The sequence below is a fragment of the Dellaglioa sp. CoH-57-MRSF-20 genome, assembly GCF_056781955.1.
In genome coordinates this window covers 228,745-243,731 of record NZ_JBXAXV010000003.1, presented here as the reverse complement: position 1 = coordinate 243,731, position 14,987 = coordinate 228,745, and the positions used below count along the sequence as shown (strand labels likewise).

Genomic DNA, 14,987 nt, shown 5'->3' with positions numbered 1-14,987 from the left:
TAATGACAAGTATTGATGTTTTTGCACACGTTTTACCACCACATTTTTATAACGAGATGTTAGCTATTCAGCCGAACTTGCCAGAAAAAATGCCATTTATTAAACATCCCATATTGATTGATATTGAACAAAGACGCCTATTACGGAACAGAAATGTCCAACAAGTTATCTCAGCAGTCAACGTGAATCCTGAGGACTACGTAGGGCCAGAACAAGCAGCGGCATTATGCTGGCAAGCTAATAACGAAATAATTGAAATGGTTCAACAAAATGCAGACTTGTTTAAAGCGGGTATTGCAATGATACCTCTAAATAACATCGATGAAGCAACACGTATTATAAAAGAACAAGTGCTAAAAAATTCAGAATTAGTTGGCATTCAGTTATTTACGCGTGCCCTTGGAAAAAGTATTGCTGCAAAGGAATACCGGGTTATTTTTGAAATGGCTGCACAATTAAATATCCCAATTCTGTTACACCCAATTTTTGATGATCGTAAACCAGACAATAATATTATTTTTAGTTGGGAATATGAACTAGCGCAAGCAATGTTGCAATTAGTACAGTCAGGAATTTTTAATGACTATCCTACACTTAAAGTAATTGTTCATCATGCTGGGGCAATGGTGCCTTATTTTGCTGAACGAATTAACCATATTCTATCACCAGAACAGGCAGCTGATTTTAAACGTTTCTATGTAGATACTGCATTATTGGGCAATCCTAAAGCATTAGGGTTAGCAATTGATTATTATGGTGTTAGCCACGTACTGTTTGGAACTGATGCACCGTTAGGGATTGCGCCAGCTGGAGCAACGGATGCCATAATTGAAGCTTTAGATCAGTTGAATCTTTCGAAAGATGATCGAGCCCTGATTAATTATGGAAATTATAATCGTTTGATGGGATTGGGTGAATAAATGATAGAACTTAAGAATGCCCCATTATTAAGACTATTCAAACTTAAAATTAAGCTATCTGATCGTGAAAGATTTGAAAAAGCAGGGATGATTAATTTAACGACCTCAATTCAGCAAGAAAAAGGAACTTTGGCGATGTACAGTGTACATTTGGATGAGGCGGGTACTGAAAATATTGTGATTGAATCTTATCAAGACGAAGATCAATATCAAAAACATGCAAATTCGGCTCAATTTAAAATGTTTAGTAATATCGCATCTCAGGCAGTAATTGAAAAATCGATGATTAATTTATCCCCAGAATTACTGTTAGAAAAAACAACAGCCTTGCATGAATTGAAGCCTGACAGAGCTATACTCAAAGTAACAAGTATTGAAATAGAGCCGAATAGGGTTAAAGAATTTAGAGAAGTTTCATTGAATACTATGAAACAATCATTTGAAAATGAAGCAGGACTCTTAGTGACATACATTGCTTCTGTAGATGGAGATTTAAATCAATGGATTTTCGTTGAAATTTACCGGAGTGACGAGGATTACCAAGCTCATTTACAAACAATGAATTTTAAAAAATATGTAACAGAGACGAAAAAAATGGTGCTTAATAAACGAATAGAGACACCTGTAGCAGATGTTTTAGTTAATCAGGGTGGATTATTTTTTGAAAAATGAAGATAGAGCGGTAATCAAGTTAGTCGATTACAGTGCTATCTTTTTAATTTTCCGTAAACAAAAGAGGTGCTGATAAATTTTATCAGCACCTCTTATTAATAATCGAGTATCAATATAATTTAACCCCAGCGATTTGATTTTCTGGGTAAAACCATTAAAATAAAGAACCAAATACTACCGACTAATGGAACGAATTGGATTAAAATCCACCAACCAGAACGATCAGTATCATGTAAACGACGAACTGAAACAGCAAAGTTTGCAATCCAGACGATAAACATAACAATATTTCGACTTGTCATAAAAGTAAGTTCACTAAAATTATAAATCGAATCGATAGGATGGCCAACGAGTGACGTATAAAAATAAATAATAATTGCTCCTAGAATACTATTAATAATCGTAGGCCACCAATAGTCTGATCTATTCGATGTGTCAGAAAAATTAAAAATATTTTCCCAGAAATTTTTGTATGATTGAACCATATGCTTAATCCTCCTTTTTAAAACGTTTTATTTAGTTAAAAGACATCGTTAGATTATTAAATTAGTTAATCTGACGATGTTTATTTAATTATAGTATAAATAAATAGAAATTTATATTGATATGCTTGGTGCCAGAAATAATCAGCTAGTTGACTTAAGAAAATAATTATTATATTATGAAGTTAACTTCACATGAAGTATATTTCATATTGAAAGGTGTTCATTATGCAAAATAAAGTTAAAGAATACAGAACTAAGCTTGAATTAACACAGGAACAGTTAGCTGAGAAAGTTCAAGTTTCTAGTCGAACAATTATCTCACTTGAAAAAGGTAAATATAAGCCATCTATAATGTTGGCCTATCGTTTGAGTTTATTGTTTGATTGTCAGATTGAAGCGTTATTTCAGCTAAAGGAAAATTTAGAGATGGAGGAGAATTAAAATGAAAATCTATAGTTATCGACATTTTTTTGTAGGTTTATTTTTTATGTTTGTGGGGATTGCCTCAATTTGGATAATGAACTTAGATTTTAAAGATGCTTTTGATTGGTCAAAATTGATTAGATCATTTATTAATGTTGTCTTATCATTTGGAATTGCGGCCTATCAATTTTATATAACTTTTTCTAAAAAAGGACTGAAAGAAGAACAGCTGGAGAATGTGGATGAACGAAATAAGTTAATTGATCAGTCTGTGAACGCAATGATTGGAAAAATTATGAATAGCATGATTTTAATTCTAGCGTTTGGGTTTATCATTTTGTGGGCATTTCTAAAAGTAAGTACGTTATTATGGATTGGTGCACTACTTTTCTTTTTGTATACGAATATAATAATCATTTCAATAATATTAGCGATATACTACGAGAAAAAGCTTTAATAATAGAGGCGTAACAGGTTAGGAGATTTTTGGCATGAAGAAAAATATGTTAATATCAATCGGTTTTTTGATGGTAGTTTTTTTAGGTATCTTAGGATTTAAAACATTAATTCAAGTTAAAGATACACAACCGGCTAGTTGGGCAGAAATCAGTCGAATTCAACCGACAGAAAATATAAAATTAACCCAAAAATACAAAATTAACGCAGGAACAAATGGCTTACCAGTCCAAGCAAAAATAGTCGTCGGTGGTGATGCTATATTACCGCATAAAAATTATGCTACACCCGCTGATTGGACCATTAAAAAAGGGTCCAAAGATGCATCAAATATGAAAGTTGTATTTAATCTTAAAAATTCGAAAGTACGTGGCACTAAGGTACAATTAAATACGTCAGATGCGTATTCTGGAGGACCAATGCCTGCCACGGTTCCAATTGAGATTGGACAAATTCAAGGCAAATTACAAGAAGAATATGGTCATTTTAAGGAAACGGCAACTATTGAAATTGGAGATAACACTTGGTATCTAAGCGTTATCCTTGAACCTAAAGTTAATTCAATTCACTATCTTTATTATCGAATTGAAGACACAAGTAGTGTTAGTGATTCGACAATTGTCGTTGATTATATGACTAAACTTAGGGCAGCTCAACAAAATCCCGCGGGACTAATGAATGATTTGGGTGATGTTGAAGCGGTCATTAAAACACTTTCTAAAACATCTGTGGCGTCTTAACCTATGCTATAATTTAAAGACATAGAATTATCTGAGAAAATGAGCAAAGAGAAAGGATTATATGAATCCACAATCAGTTTTAAAAGAAAAATTTGGGTACGACAATTTTCGCCAAGGTCAAAAAGAAGTTATTGATCGTATTCTAACGGGTGAAGATGTTTTAGCTATTATGCCTACAGGCGGCGGAAAATCGCTATGTTACCAAATTCCAGCACTTATATTAGATGGACTAACGTTAGTGATATCTCCTTTAATTTCTTTAATGAAGGATCAAGTTGATGCTTTAAATGAAAATGGCATTCCAGCAACCTTTATCAATAGTACGCTAGATTACACGGAGGTTCGTGAACGCTTTAATCAAGCTGCTCGTGGTGAAGTTAAGTTACTTTATGTGTCACCAGAACGATTAGATTCTGATGGTTTTATGGCAGATTTAGCGGAATTAAGAATTGATCTTGTCGCTATTGATGAAGCGCACTGTATCTCACAATGGGGGCACGATTTCCGTCCTAGTTATTTACGCTTAACGGAAACGATTCAACGTTTGAATTCGAATCCGACGATTATTGCATTAACAGCGACAGCGACAACTCAAGTAGCTGCGGATATTATGCAACGATTATCGATTATACATGAAGTTAAAACTGGGTTTTCACGTGAAAATTTAGCCTTCCAAGTCGTTAAAGATCAAAATAGTGATCGTTTCTTACTCGAGTATTTAAAGGGACAGAAACAACAATCTGGTATTATTTATGCAAGTACGCGTAAAGAAGTCGAACGGTTAACGAAATTAATAAAAAAAGCTAAGATTAAAGTGGCGATGTATCACGGCGGGTTGCAAGAAGATGAACGTCGTCAGAATCAGGAAGACTTCTTGTACGATCGTGTTCAGGTAATGATTGCGACGAATGCATTTGGGATGGGAATTGATAAAAGTAATGTTCGATTTGTAATCCATGATCAGATACCTGGTAGTTTAGAAGCTTATTATCAAGAAGCCGGACGTGCTGGACGAGATGGCTTGCCAAGTGAAGCAATTTTACTTTTTAATTTAAAAGATGTTCAGATTCAACATTTTTTCATTGACCAATCTGAAATGGATGATGTTAATAAAAAACATGAGTATTTAAAATTACAAGAAATGACGCAATACGCAAACACGCAACAGTGTTTACAACAGACAATTGTGAATTATTTTGGCGATGAAGCACCAGAATGTGGCCGTTGCGGCAATTGCTTGGATACACGAGATGCACAAGATATTTCGATTGATGCCCAAAAGGTTTTATCATGTGTAAAACGGATGGGTGAACATTTTGGTAAAGGGTTAGTCGCACAAGTTTTAACAGGTTCAAAAGTCCAAAAGGTGATGCAGTTTAGATTTGATGAATTACCTACGTATGGACTGATGAAAGATCAATCGCAGAAGGAAGTTTCTGGATTGATTGATTATTTAGTTGCGTCAGGTTTTTTACAGGCTTCAAGCGGCCAATATCCGGTTCTGCAACTTGCTGCAGAAGGAGTTGGCGTCTTAAAAGGTGAAACTAAAGTTACACGTAAAATGGCTGTAAAAGTTAAACAAGCATTACCTGAAGATAATGAACTATTTGAAGAATTAAGACAATTACGTCGCGAATTAGCAGAGGAACAAGGTGTACCGCCATTTGTTATCTTCTCTGATAAAACGTTATATTCAATGTGTGAGGTTATGCCGGAAACGTTAACTGATATGTTGGATGTTAAAGGTGTTGGTGAAAGTAAATTGGAAAAATATGGTGAGTTGTTCTTAGATATATTAAACGCAGAAGATTAAATTCTTGAAGGAGAGTTCATATGACAATTTATGAGTATTGGCAAGCATTTAAAAAGGCAAATAAAATTGAACATGATAATTATGATGCATGGTCATTTGGCGTCACTAAGAAAGAAACGTTAGAATTAGGTAAATTAGTTTTAGATGGTCTTAAAACAGGGACATCGTCAGCTTATAATTTATATTTTGATGAAGAACCTTTACCAAAAGTTGGCGATTACAATGTCATTGTTGATTATAAAGATAATCCAATGGCGATTACGAAAACAATAAAAGTTTATGTGACACCATTTAACGAAGTTACAGAAGAGCATGCTTTTCTTGAAGGCGAAGGCGATAGAAATTTAGCTTATTGGCGAAGTGTTCATCAATCTTTTTTTGAAGAAGAATTAGAAAGTGTTAATAAGACATTTGATGAGACAATGCCAGTGGTTTGTGAGGAATTTGAATTAGTTTTTCCGATTGAAACAACGGAGGTTTAAGCAAATGAAAATCGAACACGTTGGTTTATGGGTAGAAAATCTTGAAGCAATGCGTGATTTTTATGTGACTAATTTTAAGGCAACTTTTGGTGTGCGTTATGACAATGGGACTAAAGGATTTTCGTCATACTTTTTGAGCTTTCCAGATGGTCAAGCAAGATTAGAAATTATGACGAGAACGGATATTACAGATCGCTATCCTGATGGATTTGGTTATGCACATTTAGCCTTTTCTGTTGAGAATCATGTGACCGTTGATCAAATGGTGATTGATTTTAAAAAATCTGGAATAGAAGTTGTTAGTGGCCCTCGGACAACAGGGGATGGCTATTATGAAGCAGTCATTTTGGACCCTGAAGGAAACAAAATTGAACTTGTAGGTTAAAAAATAAGATTGAATCACGAGAAGGTCACCCCGGAAATGGGGTGACCTTTTTGAGTTTGAAATTTAATTTGGTGCATACTGTATGAGTCGGCTATAATTAATGAAAACGGTTAAATAGAAATGGAGATAAGAACAATGAATTTTGGAATTATTGGTTACGGTAATATTGCAAAGCGATTTTATGAAAGTATTCGATATACAAAAAATGGACAAGTTACAGCAATTGGATCAAAGTCATTATTTAATGACGATGTGTTTAAAGCGAATAATCCAGATATAACCATTTATGATTCATATCAAGCTCTTTTAGGCGATGATTCGATTGATGGCGTTTATATCGCATTGCCACATATGTTGCATAAAGAGTGGTCACTAAAGGCGTTGAAGCTAAATATTCCGGTATTTTGTGAAAAACCGGCTGTACTAACAACGACAGATATGAAAGAAATTGAATTAGCTTCAAGTGAAAATCAAACCTTATTTGTTGAAGCGTTTAAAACAAAATTTAACATCGGTATGGATCATTTAAAACAAGATTTAGCTTCAATCGGACCCATCCAAACCATGTCAGCTAACTTTTGTTCTAATGCCATTCCATCTCAAAAAGCAACTTCATATTTACTTCAAAAAGGACAGGGTGGTGCTTTGAACGATATCGGTACTTATCCAATTGGTTTTGTGTTAGAAATTTTAGGTTCAGATATTTCGCATATTGAATCAAAATTAGACATGCATAATGGGATTGATGAAAAATTTTCAGCAACGATACATTTTGAAAAAGGCGCTCAGGCACTCATTGAAGGCGCAATAAATGAAGCTAAACCGCGAGTTGCGATTATTGTTGGGCAACAAGGTCGTATCGTTATTCCAATGTATAATCGAATTGAAAAATATACGATTGAATTAAATGATGGACAAAAAATTAATCGGGACTATAGTATCGTTGGAGATGATATGACGCTTGAAATTCAAGCTTTTATTAATCTAGTTGAAATTGGTGCAAAGACTTGTGAGCGACATAGCCTACAGGATACGTTTAATATTATTCAGGTTATTGAAAAAATAAGGCAAGGTGAGTAAGCCTTTAAACTAACTTTGACAGCGCTTACTATATTTGATATACTTAATTTGTCAAATAAGGGCTGTAACTGATTCGATCAGGCATTACCTATTGATAACTATTTGTTTAGTTATCAATAGGTAATTTTTTTGAAAAAAACTAGTAAAACCTCTATTTGAAATAGTTCACAGATACATAAGTTAAACAAAAAACTTTGAAGGAGTGTATTAATATGTATAAAACAGATTATCCAAAAGGGTTTAAAAAAGGTTTCTTATGGGGTGGCGCAACAGCTGCAAACCAAGTTGAAGGTGGCTGGGATTTAGATGGCAAAGGGATGACTACTGCTGAAGTTATTCGTAAATCTGAAAAAAGAACAGAAATGAATCTTGGTTCTGTCACAATGAAAGTCATTGAAGAAGCGATGGACGATAAAACCACTGACCATTATCCAAAACGTCGTGGGATTGATTTCTATCATAATTATAAAGAAGATATTAAATTATTTGCAGAAATGGGTTTTAAAACATACCGGATGTCTATGGCATGGGCACGAATTTTTCCAAATGGTAATGAAACGGAACCCAATGAAGCTGGGTTAGCATTTTATGACCGCGTTTTTGATGAGTTAGCTAAGTATGATATTGAACCTGTTGTCACATTATCGCATTATGAAATGCCACTTGATTTGACAGTTAAACAAAATGGGTGGGTAAGCCGTGACACAATTGCTAGTTTTACACATTACACGGACGTTGTACTTAACCGTTTTAAAGATAAGGTTAAATATTGGTTAACGTTTAACGAAATTAATGTTAGCTCATTTGGTTTCATGGAAACGGGTGCTGTTGACAGTGAATTAACACAGAGAGAACAATTACAAATTCGGTATCAAGCTGTTCATCACCAATTTATCGCAAGTGCTTTGGTAGTTGAACAAGCACGGAAAATTAATCCTGATTTTGTGGTAGGTTGTATGCTTGCTAGAATGCAAACTTATCCATCAACGCCTAATCCAGCAGATGTTCGTGCCGCTCAAGAAAATGATAATTTAAACTTGTTCTTCACCGATGTTCAAGTCCGCGGCGAATACCCTGAATACATGAACCGCTATTTCAAAGAAAATGATGTTCATATTGTGATGGAGCCAGGGGATGAAGCTATTCTTAAAATGGGCAAAGTTGCGTTCCTTAGTTTTAGTTATTATATGTCAACGGTCACTTCAGCTGGCAAAACGGGTGATACATCGTTAGGAAATATGATTAATGGTGAAAAAAATCCTTACTTAGAAACAAGTGACTGGGGTTGGCAAATTGATCCCATTGGATTAAGAATCACATTGAATGCAATGTGGGATCGTTACCGTGTGCCACTATTTATTGTTGAAAATGGAATTGGGGCCCTAGATAAGTTAGGCGATGATGGCAAAGTTCATGATGACTATCGCATTAAGTATCTTGAAGAACATATCATTCAAATGAAAGAAGCTGTTATGGATGGTGTTGATTTAATGGGGTACACAATGTGGGGCTGCATTGATTTAATTAGCGCATCAACTTCAGAAATGAGTAAACGTTATGGGTTCATTTATGTTGATCAAGATGACGATGGAAATGGCTCATTGAAACGTTACAAGAAAGATAGTTTTGATTGGTATAAACAAGTTATTGAGACAAATGCTAGTGATATATAAAGGGAGATAATATGATGAATTTAGATGAAATAAAGAATGGGTTAGTTGTTTCTTGTCAGGCACTAGAAGGTGAACCATTATTTAGTTCATTTATCATGGGGAGAATGGCCCTTGCAGCTGAGATGGGTGGTGCTGTGGGGATACGAGCAAATTCAGTTTCTGATATTGTAGAAATTAAAAAACAAGTAAAATTACCGTTGATTGGCATAATCAAACGAGATTATGCAGATTCAGAAGTCTATATTACAGCAACGATGAAAGAAGTAGATGAATTACTGGAAACTGACGCTGAGATTATTGCATTAGATGCAACGGTTAGACAACGGCCTCATAATGAAAAGGTAACTGATTTAGTCAATAAAATTCATGAAGGAAATAGATTAGCCATGGCAGATATTTCTAATTATGAAGAAGGCGTTATGGCTGAAAAAAATGGATTTGATATGGTTTCTACAACGATGTCAGGATATACAGAATATACGGACGAAAGGGATAGCCCAGATTTTGATTTACTAGAAAAGTTAATTAAAAATCTTAAAATCCCTGTTATTATGGAGGGTCATACAACGACTCCAGAAGAAGTTAAGAGAGCATTTGATATTGGCGCATTTTCGGCAGTTGTCGGTGGCGTTATTACAAGACCTAAACAAATAACACAACTATTTGTTGATAAAATAAGTTAAATAAATCTTCTAATGATTGATGAACAGCGAATATGCTGTGAATTGTTATTAGAAGATTTTTCTGTAATAATAGGGTTAAAATTTACTCTAATTAAAATTAATCCAATTCAATTAATGTTAATAAAATAGCTTTATTTTACTGTGTTTATAGAAAATAAATTTCTATTTAACAAATCATGACATAAGTGGTATTCTTATAACATGATAAAAACTGAGAGAGAAAAGATGTCAGATGGTGAACCGTATGAGCAGTTGGATCCTGAACTAGTTGAACGACGAGAACTGATTCGGAGAAAACTGCGGACAATTAACCAGCTTGACGATAATAAGCAACAAAATACAAATATTAAAGCATTATTGGCTGATTCCGGTGAAGACTTTTGGGCCGAAACGGGAATCGAATTTGATTATGGATTTAATATTCATATCGGAAATCACTTTTATGCGAACTACCATTTAACGATGTTGGACACTTGTCCAATCACAATTGGTGATCATTGTTACATTGGACCAGACGTTGGATTTTACACGCCAGTACACCCCTTATCTGCAAAATTACGTGATGCGGATGTTGAAATGGGTAAACCAATTACGGTTGGTGATAGTGTCTGGATGGGTGGACACGTCACGATTTTACCAGGAGTTACGATTGGTAATCGAGTCGTTGTCGGCGCTGGATCTGTGGTCACAAAATCGTTTGGTGATGATCTCGTAATTGCGGGTAACCCGGCACGAATTATTCGTTATCTAGATGATAACGGTGACGTGAGTCCAGGTAAGTGATTCGATAGAATATTATAATTTACGTTATGAGTATTTGTATAAGATAGCAAAGCTAACAAGCACGCTGTGCAGATATCCCTAGTGGAGAAACTGTATCAGTGTGCTTTTTTTGTGCAATTAAAAGCAGAATTATCGGAGTGAGTACGGCGATGAATTAAAGATCGTGCTCTAAAATTTAGGAGGAAATTTTTATTTTAGAAAAACAGAATATCGACAAAAAAATGTTTTTACCGACTGTGGCATTATTTATTTTAGTATCAGTTGGATTATTACTCGGTGGGTCTGGTTTGAAGGCAGAATTAGGTTCAATAATGGATGCTATTACGGCCCACTTGAGTTGGGCTTACCTTGGTATCTATATTCTCAATTTTGTTTTCTTTTTATATATTGCATTAAGCCATTATGGCAAAATTACATTGGGTAATAAAGGCGAAAAGCCGGCATACAGTGATTTTAAATGGGGTAGTATGGTATTTGCGACGGCCATTGATGCCAGTATTTTAATGCTTAGCATGGTTGATCCACTTCGCTACGTGCAACAACCTTTGTTTGGTGCTAAAGCGATGTCTCCTGCTAATTATCAAAATGCTCACATGTTAGGTCAATTTGATTGGGGTCCAATGGCGTGGATGATGTTTGCATCTTCAGCTGTAATTATTTCATACGTTATGTACGTTAAAAAAGCGAAAGTTATGTGTGTTAGTGATGTGATTCCTATGTTAAAAGGGGATCAGCCTTATAAAAAAATCTTACGAAAAATAATTGATTTTCTTGTCGTTTTCGGTATTATGGGCGGTGTTGGTTCATCAGTTGGGATGGAAATACCTGTATTATCAAAAATTATCGCAACATTAACGGGAGTCCAAGATACAATACTTTTAAAATTAGCATTATTTGTTGTCCTGTTCAGCATTTTCACGTTAACCATGTTTAAAGGAATTAAGGGTGGGATTGATCGATTGAGTTCAGCTCATATTTGGACAGCCATTGGCTTTTTGTTAATTGTTCTGTTAGTTGGACCAACGGTTTATATTTTGAAGTCAGAAGGTAACAGTCTTGTACTGATGGTTACTCAGTTTGTAGCAATGAGTACAGGGACAGCTTCAGGATTAGGTCATGCGATTGACCCTGTTAAATCGGAAACTATTTTCTATTGGGGTTGGTGGTTAACTTTCATGCCATTCATGGGCTTATTCATTGCTAGAATTTCGCGTGGACGAACGATTCGTCAGGTGATATTAGGGATGCTTGCGTATGGTGCTTTAGGATGTATGAGTTTCTACGCAATCTTAGGTGGTTATTCACTCTATTTACAACAAAGTGGAGCTGCTGATTTAATTCATACACTGAATGTATATGGTCAAGCTGCAGCAATTGCACAAGTTATTTCAACATTGCCATTTAAATACGTAATGTTAGTTATCTATGCGATTTCATGTTTTATCTTCTTAGCAACGACGATTTCATCATCTGCATTTATCGTGTCGTCGTTTACTAGTACAAAACTCAAACCGACAGAGCAACCAAGTTTGTTTAACCGCTTGGTTTGGATGGGAATTTTCATGTTATTCTCATTTGGTATCGTCTTCGTTGGTGGTTTTAAAACAATCCAAGCTATCTGTTTATTAGCTGGGTTCCCATTAATTTTTGTGTCACTGTTATTGATTATTTCAACGTGGCAGTACTTAGCCGAAGATCGTTCAACGGAAAGTGCTCATGATTCATTGGTTAAAATTTTTGGAAAATTAAAGAAGAACTTAGTTTCTTATCAACATGTGATACATGATAGTAATAATTAAATATAAAGAGGCCACTCCGTTATTATGGAGTGGCTTTTTAGTACCCATTTTTAGTATTATGTTATAACCTACGCTGTTCCCAATTAAAAAGAGACGTAAGTCTTACCTTAGAGCCTTCTAAATCTATCAATATTAAAATCTAAATATTTGAAAAATATGAAATAAAAACATATGATAATATAGATAATAAATTGATACAGACTAATAAAAACCATAACTAAATAAAAGAGGGTAACTAAATGAACTTTGAAGATGATATTCCAACAATTACGACTACGGAACTTGACCTATTATTAGCACAAAAGCCACAGATTATTGATGTTCGAGAAGATGACGAGTTTGCTGAAGGCCATATTCCTGGGTCAATTAATATTCCGTTAGATGAAGTTGACGATTATGAATTAACAGGTAAAGCATATATTATTTGTCGATCAGGACGTCGTAGTGCACAAGCTGCAGATATCCTATTTGAAAAAGGTTATGATGTTGTTGATGTATATGGCGGAATGCTTAGCTGGCAAGGTTCAACAGTTACAGGTAGTTAAACGTTTTCAGTGATAACATATTTTTATTAAAATCGGGGACGTATTACTTGTGTATACGCCTCTTTTTACATTATAATAAGTCAAATAAACATTTATGTATTAGAAATCAATAATTTTTTGCTTTATTTTGGGTGGGAACTAAGGCGATCTATAACTAGGAGGGTCAAAATGATTGAGTTAAGTGGGACTTTCAACAAATTAAATCAGTTGTTGAGCTTGTATGGGAAACAAGATGGACTAATGAACATTAAACAATTGGGGACAATTGATACTTATTATCTAAATGCGATCGAACAGTTGAACAGTCCAACAATTGGACGCGTTTCAAAATTGTTGAATCAATCAACGCCAAATACGAATTACCATTTGAAAAAATTAATCACATTAGGATTAGTGGAAAAAAAGGCTGATATAACAGATAAACGAGTTGTTCACTTATCTGTTACGGATAAGTATAAAGGTCTAACAACTTTTAATAGTGACTTTTGGAATCAATTGGAAAGTAAATTGGAAACGCAAGTTACAGGGCAGGATCTTGCAACGTTCAGACGCGTTTTAAAAGAGACAATTAGTCAGATTGAATCGATGGAATAAGTTAAATAAATAGAAATTATTTAAGAAAATGGCGTACTTAATTAATGAGCATGCAGTATAATTGAATACATCGATACCTAGTAAGAACGATAATTGCATCGTTCTTTTTATTTTCGGTAAAGATGATTTAACGCTTGCGATATAAATTTTAATGAGGTATGATAAGTAAATGGAAACGAACAGATGTTCTACTATTGAGAGGATGGTTACTAACTATGGCTAACAGAAGTATTGCAACCGGAGACGGCAAAAGAAAAGACGGTAAAGAACGCGAAGCAGCACTAGAAAAAGCGTTATCAGCAATTACAAAAGAATTCGGACAAGGTGCCATCATGAAGATGGGGGACAAAGCTGACACGAAGATTGATGTTACTTCAACTGGGATTTTATCATTGGATTACGCATTGGGAGTTGGTGGTTTTCCTAAAGGCCGTATTGTTGAAATATACGGACCAGAAAGTTCTGGTAAAACAACAATTGCACTTCATGCAACAGCAGAAGTCCAAAAAAATGGTGGTACAGTTGCTTATATCGATGCTGAAAATGCCATGGATCCCGCATATGCAACAGCATTAGGTGTTGATATTGATGGATTACTATTATCACAGCCAGATACTGGTGAACAAGGATTAGAAATTGCAGATGCTTTGGTATCCAGTGGTGCCGTTGATCTTGTCGTTATCGATTCAGTTGCAGCTTTAGTTCCTCGTGCAGAAATTGAAGGCGAAATGGGTGACGCTCATGTTGGGTTACAAGCTCGTATGATGTCACAAGCTCTCCGTAAATTGGCTGGTTCAATCAACAAAACAAGAACAACTGTTATTTTTATTAATCAATTACGTGAAAAAGTTGGTGTCATGTTCGGTAGCCCTGAAACAACACCAGGTGGCCGTGCCTTAAAATTCTACGCAACAATTCGCTTAGATGTTCGTCGCCGTGGACAAATTAAAGATGGTACGGATGTCATTGGTAATGAAACAACTATTAAAGTTGTTAAAAACAAGGTAGCACCACCATTTAAGATTGCTGAATTAAATATGATGTACGGGTCAGGTATCTCAGCTACTGCTGATATCTTAGATCTTGCTGTTGAAAATGGTATTGCTGAAAAAGCTGGGTCATGGTTCTCATACCATGGCGAACGTTTAGGTCAAGGTAAACCAAATGTCGTTAATATTTTGGAACAAAAACCTGATATGTTACATGATATGGACCAAGAAGTTCGTGCAAAATTATTTGCACCCGATGAAGAACCTGCTAAAGAAGTTAAGGAAGAATCAGCAGCACCAAAGAAAACAACTAAAAAAGTTAAAAAAGCTGACGATGCTCCAGTGTTAGATTCAAAAATCGAAACATTAGATTTACCAGAAGCTTAATAAAAAAAATAGTAAAGTGAACCTCCAGTATTGGACCAATCCAATACTGGAGGTTTTTTTATAATTAATCAAACAAAA

The 14,987-nt window shown here is 34.9% G+C and carries 17 protein-coding genes; 16 read left to right on the top strand and 1 reads right to left on the bottom strand.

The annotated features are described in order from the left end of the window. Window positions 1–2 precede the first annotated feature (2 nt). Together AC1RPN_RS04830 and AC1RPN_RS04825 are read left to right on the top strand one after the other, a co-directional pair. On the top strand, window positions 3–920 hold the full coding sequence (locus AC1RPN_RS04830) for an amidohydrolase family protein (RefSeq protein WP_481761598.1): 918 nt from the start codon (window positions 3–5) through the stop codon (window positions 918–920). Further along, a complete protein-coding gene (locus tag AC1RPN_RS04825) occupies window positions 921–1,592 on the top strand; it encodes a putative quinol monooxygenase (protein WP_481761597.1) in 672 nt (223 codons plus the stop codon). 119 nt (window positions 1,593–1,711) lie between these two features. Here the strand turns inward: AC1RPN_RS04825 and AC1RPN_RS04820 are convergent, their stop codons facing one another. Continuing rightward, on the bottom strand, window positions 1,712–2,077 hold the full coding sequence (locus tag AC1RPN_RS04820; RefSeq protein WP_481761596.1) for a DUF805 domain-containing protein: 366 nt from the start codon (window positions 2,075–2,077) through the stop codon (window positions 1,712–1,714). A 225-nt stretch (window positions 2,078–2,302) separates the two neighbouring features. On the opposite strand from AC1RPN_RS04820, the gene AC1RPN_RS04815 reads away from it, so the two are divergent. From AC1RPN_RS04815 to recA, 14 genes are all read left to right on the top strand, one after another. After that, window positions 2,303–2,518 (top strand): helix-turn-helix transcriptional regulator, encoded by a 216-nt coding sequence (locus AC1RPN_RS04815; RefSeq protein ID WP_481761595.1) that lies wholly within the window; start codon window positions 2,303–2,305, stop codon window positions 2,516–2,518. Window position 2,519: 1 nt separating this feature from the next. Then, complete coding sequence (locus AC1RPN_RS04810; protein ID WP_481761594.1) at window positions 2,520–2,957, top strand: hypothetical protein; 438 nt, start codon at window positions 2,520–2,522, stop codon at window positions 2,955–2,957. 34 nt (window positions 2,958–2,991) lie between these two features. Then, window positions 2,992–3,696 carry a hypothetical protein gene (locus tag AC1RPN_RS04805; protein ID WP_481761593.1) on the top strand — a complete coding sequence of 235 codons (705 nt, stop codon included), beginning with the start codon at window positions 2,992–2,994 and terminating at the stop codon, window positions 3,694–3,696. Between the two features lie 61 nt (window positions 3,697–3,757). Further along, on the top strand, window positions 3,758–5,509 hold the full coding sequence (gene recQ, locus AC1RPN_RS04800; protein WP_481761592.1) for a DNA helicase RecQ: 1,752 nt from the start codon (window positions 3,758–3,760) through the stop codon (window positions 5,507–5,509). A 20-nt stretch (window positions 5,510–5,529) separates the two neighbouring features. After that, a complete protein-coding gene (locus AC1RPN_RS04795) occupies window positions 5,530–5,991 on the top strand; it encodes an ASCH domain-containing protein (protein WP_481761591.1) in 462 nt (153 codons plus the stop codon). Window positions 5,992–5,995: 4 nt separating this feature from the next. After that, window positions 5,996–6,376, top strand: a complete 381-nt coding sequence (locus AC1RPN_RS04790; RefSeq protein ID WP_481761590.1) for a VOC family protein — start codon at window positions 5,996–5,998, stop codon at window positions 6,374–6,376. Between the two features lie 135 nt (window positions 6,377–6,511). Further along, window positions 6,512–7,456: a Gfo/Idh/MocA family protein gene (locus tag AC1RPN_RS04785; RefSeq protein ID WP_481761589.1), complete on the top strand. Its 945-nt coding sequence runs from the start codon at window positions 6,512–6,514 to the stop codon at window positions 7,454–7,456. 212 nt (window positions 7,457–7,668) lie between these two features. Further along, window positions 7,669–9,129, top strand: coding sequence for a glycoside hydrolase family 1 protein (locus AC1RPN_RS04780; protein WP_481761588.1), 1,461 nt, complete (start codon window positions 7,669–7,671; stop codon window positions 9,127–9,129). 11 nt (window positions 9,130–9,140) lie between these two features. Continuing rightward, window positions 9,141–9,812 carry an N-acetylmannosamine-6-phosphate 2-epimerase gene (locus AC1RPN_RS04775; RefSeq protein WP_481761587.1) on the top strand — a complete coding sequence of 224 codons (672 nt, stop codon included), beginning with the start codon at window positions 9,141–9,143 and terminating at the stop codon, window positions 9,810–9,812. Window positions 9,813–10,013: 201 nt separating this feature from the next. Beyond that, a complete protein-coding gene (locus tag AC1RPN_RS04770; protein ID WP_409022058.1) occupies window positions 10,014–10,595 on the top strand; it encodes a sugar O-acetyltransferase in 582 nt (193 codons plus the stop codon). 221 nt (window positions 10,596–10,816) lie between these two features. Next, window positions 10,817–12,394: a BCCT family transporter gene (locus AC1RPN_RS04765; RefSeq protein WP_481761586.1), complete on the top strand. Its 1,578-nt coding sequence runs from the start codon at window positions 10,817–10,819 to the stop codon at window positions 12,392–12,394. A 239-nt stretch (window positions 12,395–12,633) separates the two neighbouring features. Beyond that, window positions 12,634–12,939 carry a rhodanese-like domain-containing protein gene (locus AC1RPN_RS04760; protein WP_481761585.1) on the top strand — a complete coding sequence of 102 codons (306 nt, stop codon included), beginning with the start codon at window positions 12,634–12,636 and terminating at the stop codon, window positions 12,937–12,939. Window positions 12,940–13,107: 168 nt separating this feature from the next. Further along, window positions 13,108–13,533: a MarR family winged helix-turn-helix transcriptional regulator gene (locus AC1RPN_RS04755; protein WP_409022061.1), complete on the top strand. Its 426-nt coding sequence runs from the start codon at window positions 13,108–13,110 to the stop codon at window positions 13,531–13,533. 215 nt (window positions 13,534–13,748) lie between these two features. Beyond that, complete coding sequence (gene recA / locus AC1RPN_RS04750; protein ID WP_481761584.1) at window positions 13,749–14,909, top strand: recombinase RecA; 1,161 nt, start codon at window positions 13,749–13,751, stop codon at window positions 14,907–14,909. Window positions 14,910–14,987 lie beyond the last annotated feature (78 nt).

What these genes read in the sequence shown, in the direction of transcription:
- AC1RPN_RS04760 (WP_481761585.1), top strand. Translation starts at nt 12,634, where the DNA reads ATGAACTTTGAAGATGATATTCCAACAATTACGACTACGGAACTTGAC.
- AC1RPN_RS04790 (WP_481761590.1), top strand. Translation starts at nt 5,996, where the DNA reads ATGAAAATCGAACACGTTGGTTTATGGGTAGAAAATCTTGAAGCAATG.
- AC1RPN_RS04815 (WP_481761595.1), top strand. Translation starts at nt 2,303, where the DNA reads ATGCAAAATAAAGTTAAAGAATACAGAACTAAGCTTGAATTAACACAG.
- AC1RPN_RS04795 (WP_481761591.1), top strand. Translation starts at nt 5,530, where the DNA reads ATGACAATTTATGAGTATTGGCAAGCATTTAAAAAGGCAAATAAAATT.
- AC1RPN_RS04775 (WP_481761587.1), top strand. Translation starts at nt 9,141, where the DNA reads ATGATGAATTTAGATGAAATAAAGAATGGGTTAGTTGTTTCTTGTCAG.
- AC1RPN_RS04805 (WP_481761593.1), top strand. Translation starts at nt 2,992, where the DNA reads ATGAAGAAAAATATGTTAATATCAATCGGTTTTTTGATGGTAGTTTTT.
- AC1RPN_RS04780 (WP_481761588.1), top strand. Translation starts at nt 7,669, where the DNA reads ATGTATAAAACAGATTATCCAAAAGGGTTTAAAAAAGGTTTCTTATGG.
- AC1RPN_RS04755 (WP_409022061.1), top strand. Translation starts at nt 13,108, where the DNA reads ATGATTGAGTTAAGTGGGACTTTCAACAAATTAAATCAGTTGTTGAGC.
- AC1RPN_RS04820 (WP_481761596.1), bottom strand. Translation starts at nt 2,077, where the DNA reads ATGGTTCAATCATACAAAAATTTCTGGGAAAATATTTTTAATTTTTCT.
- AC1RPN_RS04765 (WP_481761586.1), top strand. Translation starts at nt 10,817, where the DNA reads ATGTTTTTACCGACTGTGGCATTATTTATTTTAGTATCAGTTGGATTA.
- AC1RPN_RS04810 (WP_481761594.1), top strand. Translation starts at nt 2,520, where the DNA reads ATGAAAATCTATAGTTATCGACATTTTTTTGTAGGTTTATTTTTTATG.
- AC1RPN_RS04770 (WP_409022058.1), top strand. Translation starts at nt 10,014, where the DNA reads ATGATAAAAACTGAGAGAGAAAAGATGTCAGATGGTGAACCGTATGAG.
- AC1RPN_RS04785 (WP_481761589.1), top strand. Translation starts at nt 6,512, where the DNA reads ATGAATTTTGGAATTATTGGTTACGGTAATATTGCAAAGCGATTTTAT.
- recA (WP_481761584.1), top strand. Translation starts at nt 13,749, where the DNA reads ATGGCTAACAGAAGTATTGCAACCGGAGACGGCAAAAGAAAAGACGGT.
- AC1RPN_RS04830 (WP_481761598.1), top strand. Translation starts at nt 3, where the DNA reads ATGACAAGTATTGATGTTTTTGCACACGTTTTACCACCACATTTTTAT.
- recQ (WP_481761592.1), top strand. Translation starts at nt 3,758, where the DNA reads ATGAATCCACAATCAGTTTTAAAAGAAAAATTTGGGTACGACAATTTT.
- AC1RPN_RS04825 (WP_481761597.1), top strand. Translation starts at nt 921, where the DNA reads ATGATAGAACTTAAGAATGCCCCATTATTAAGACTATTCAAACTTAAA.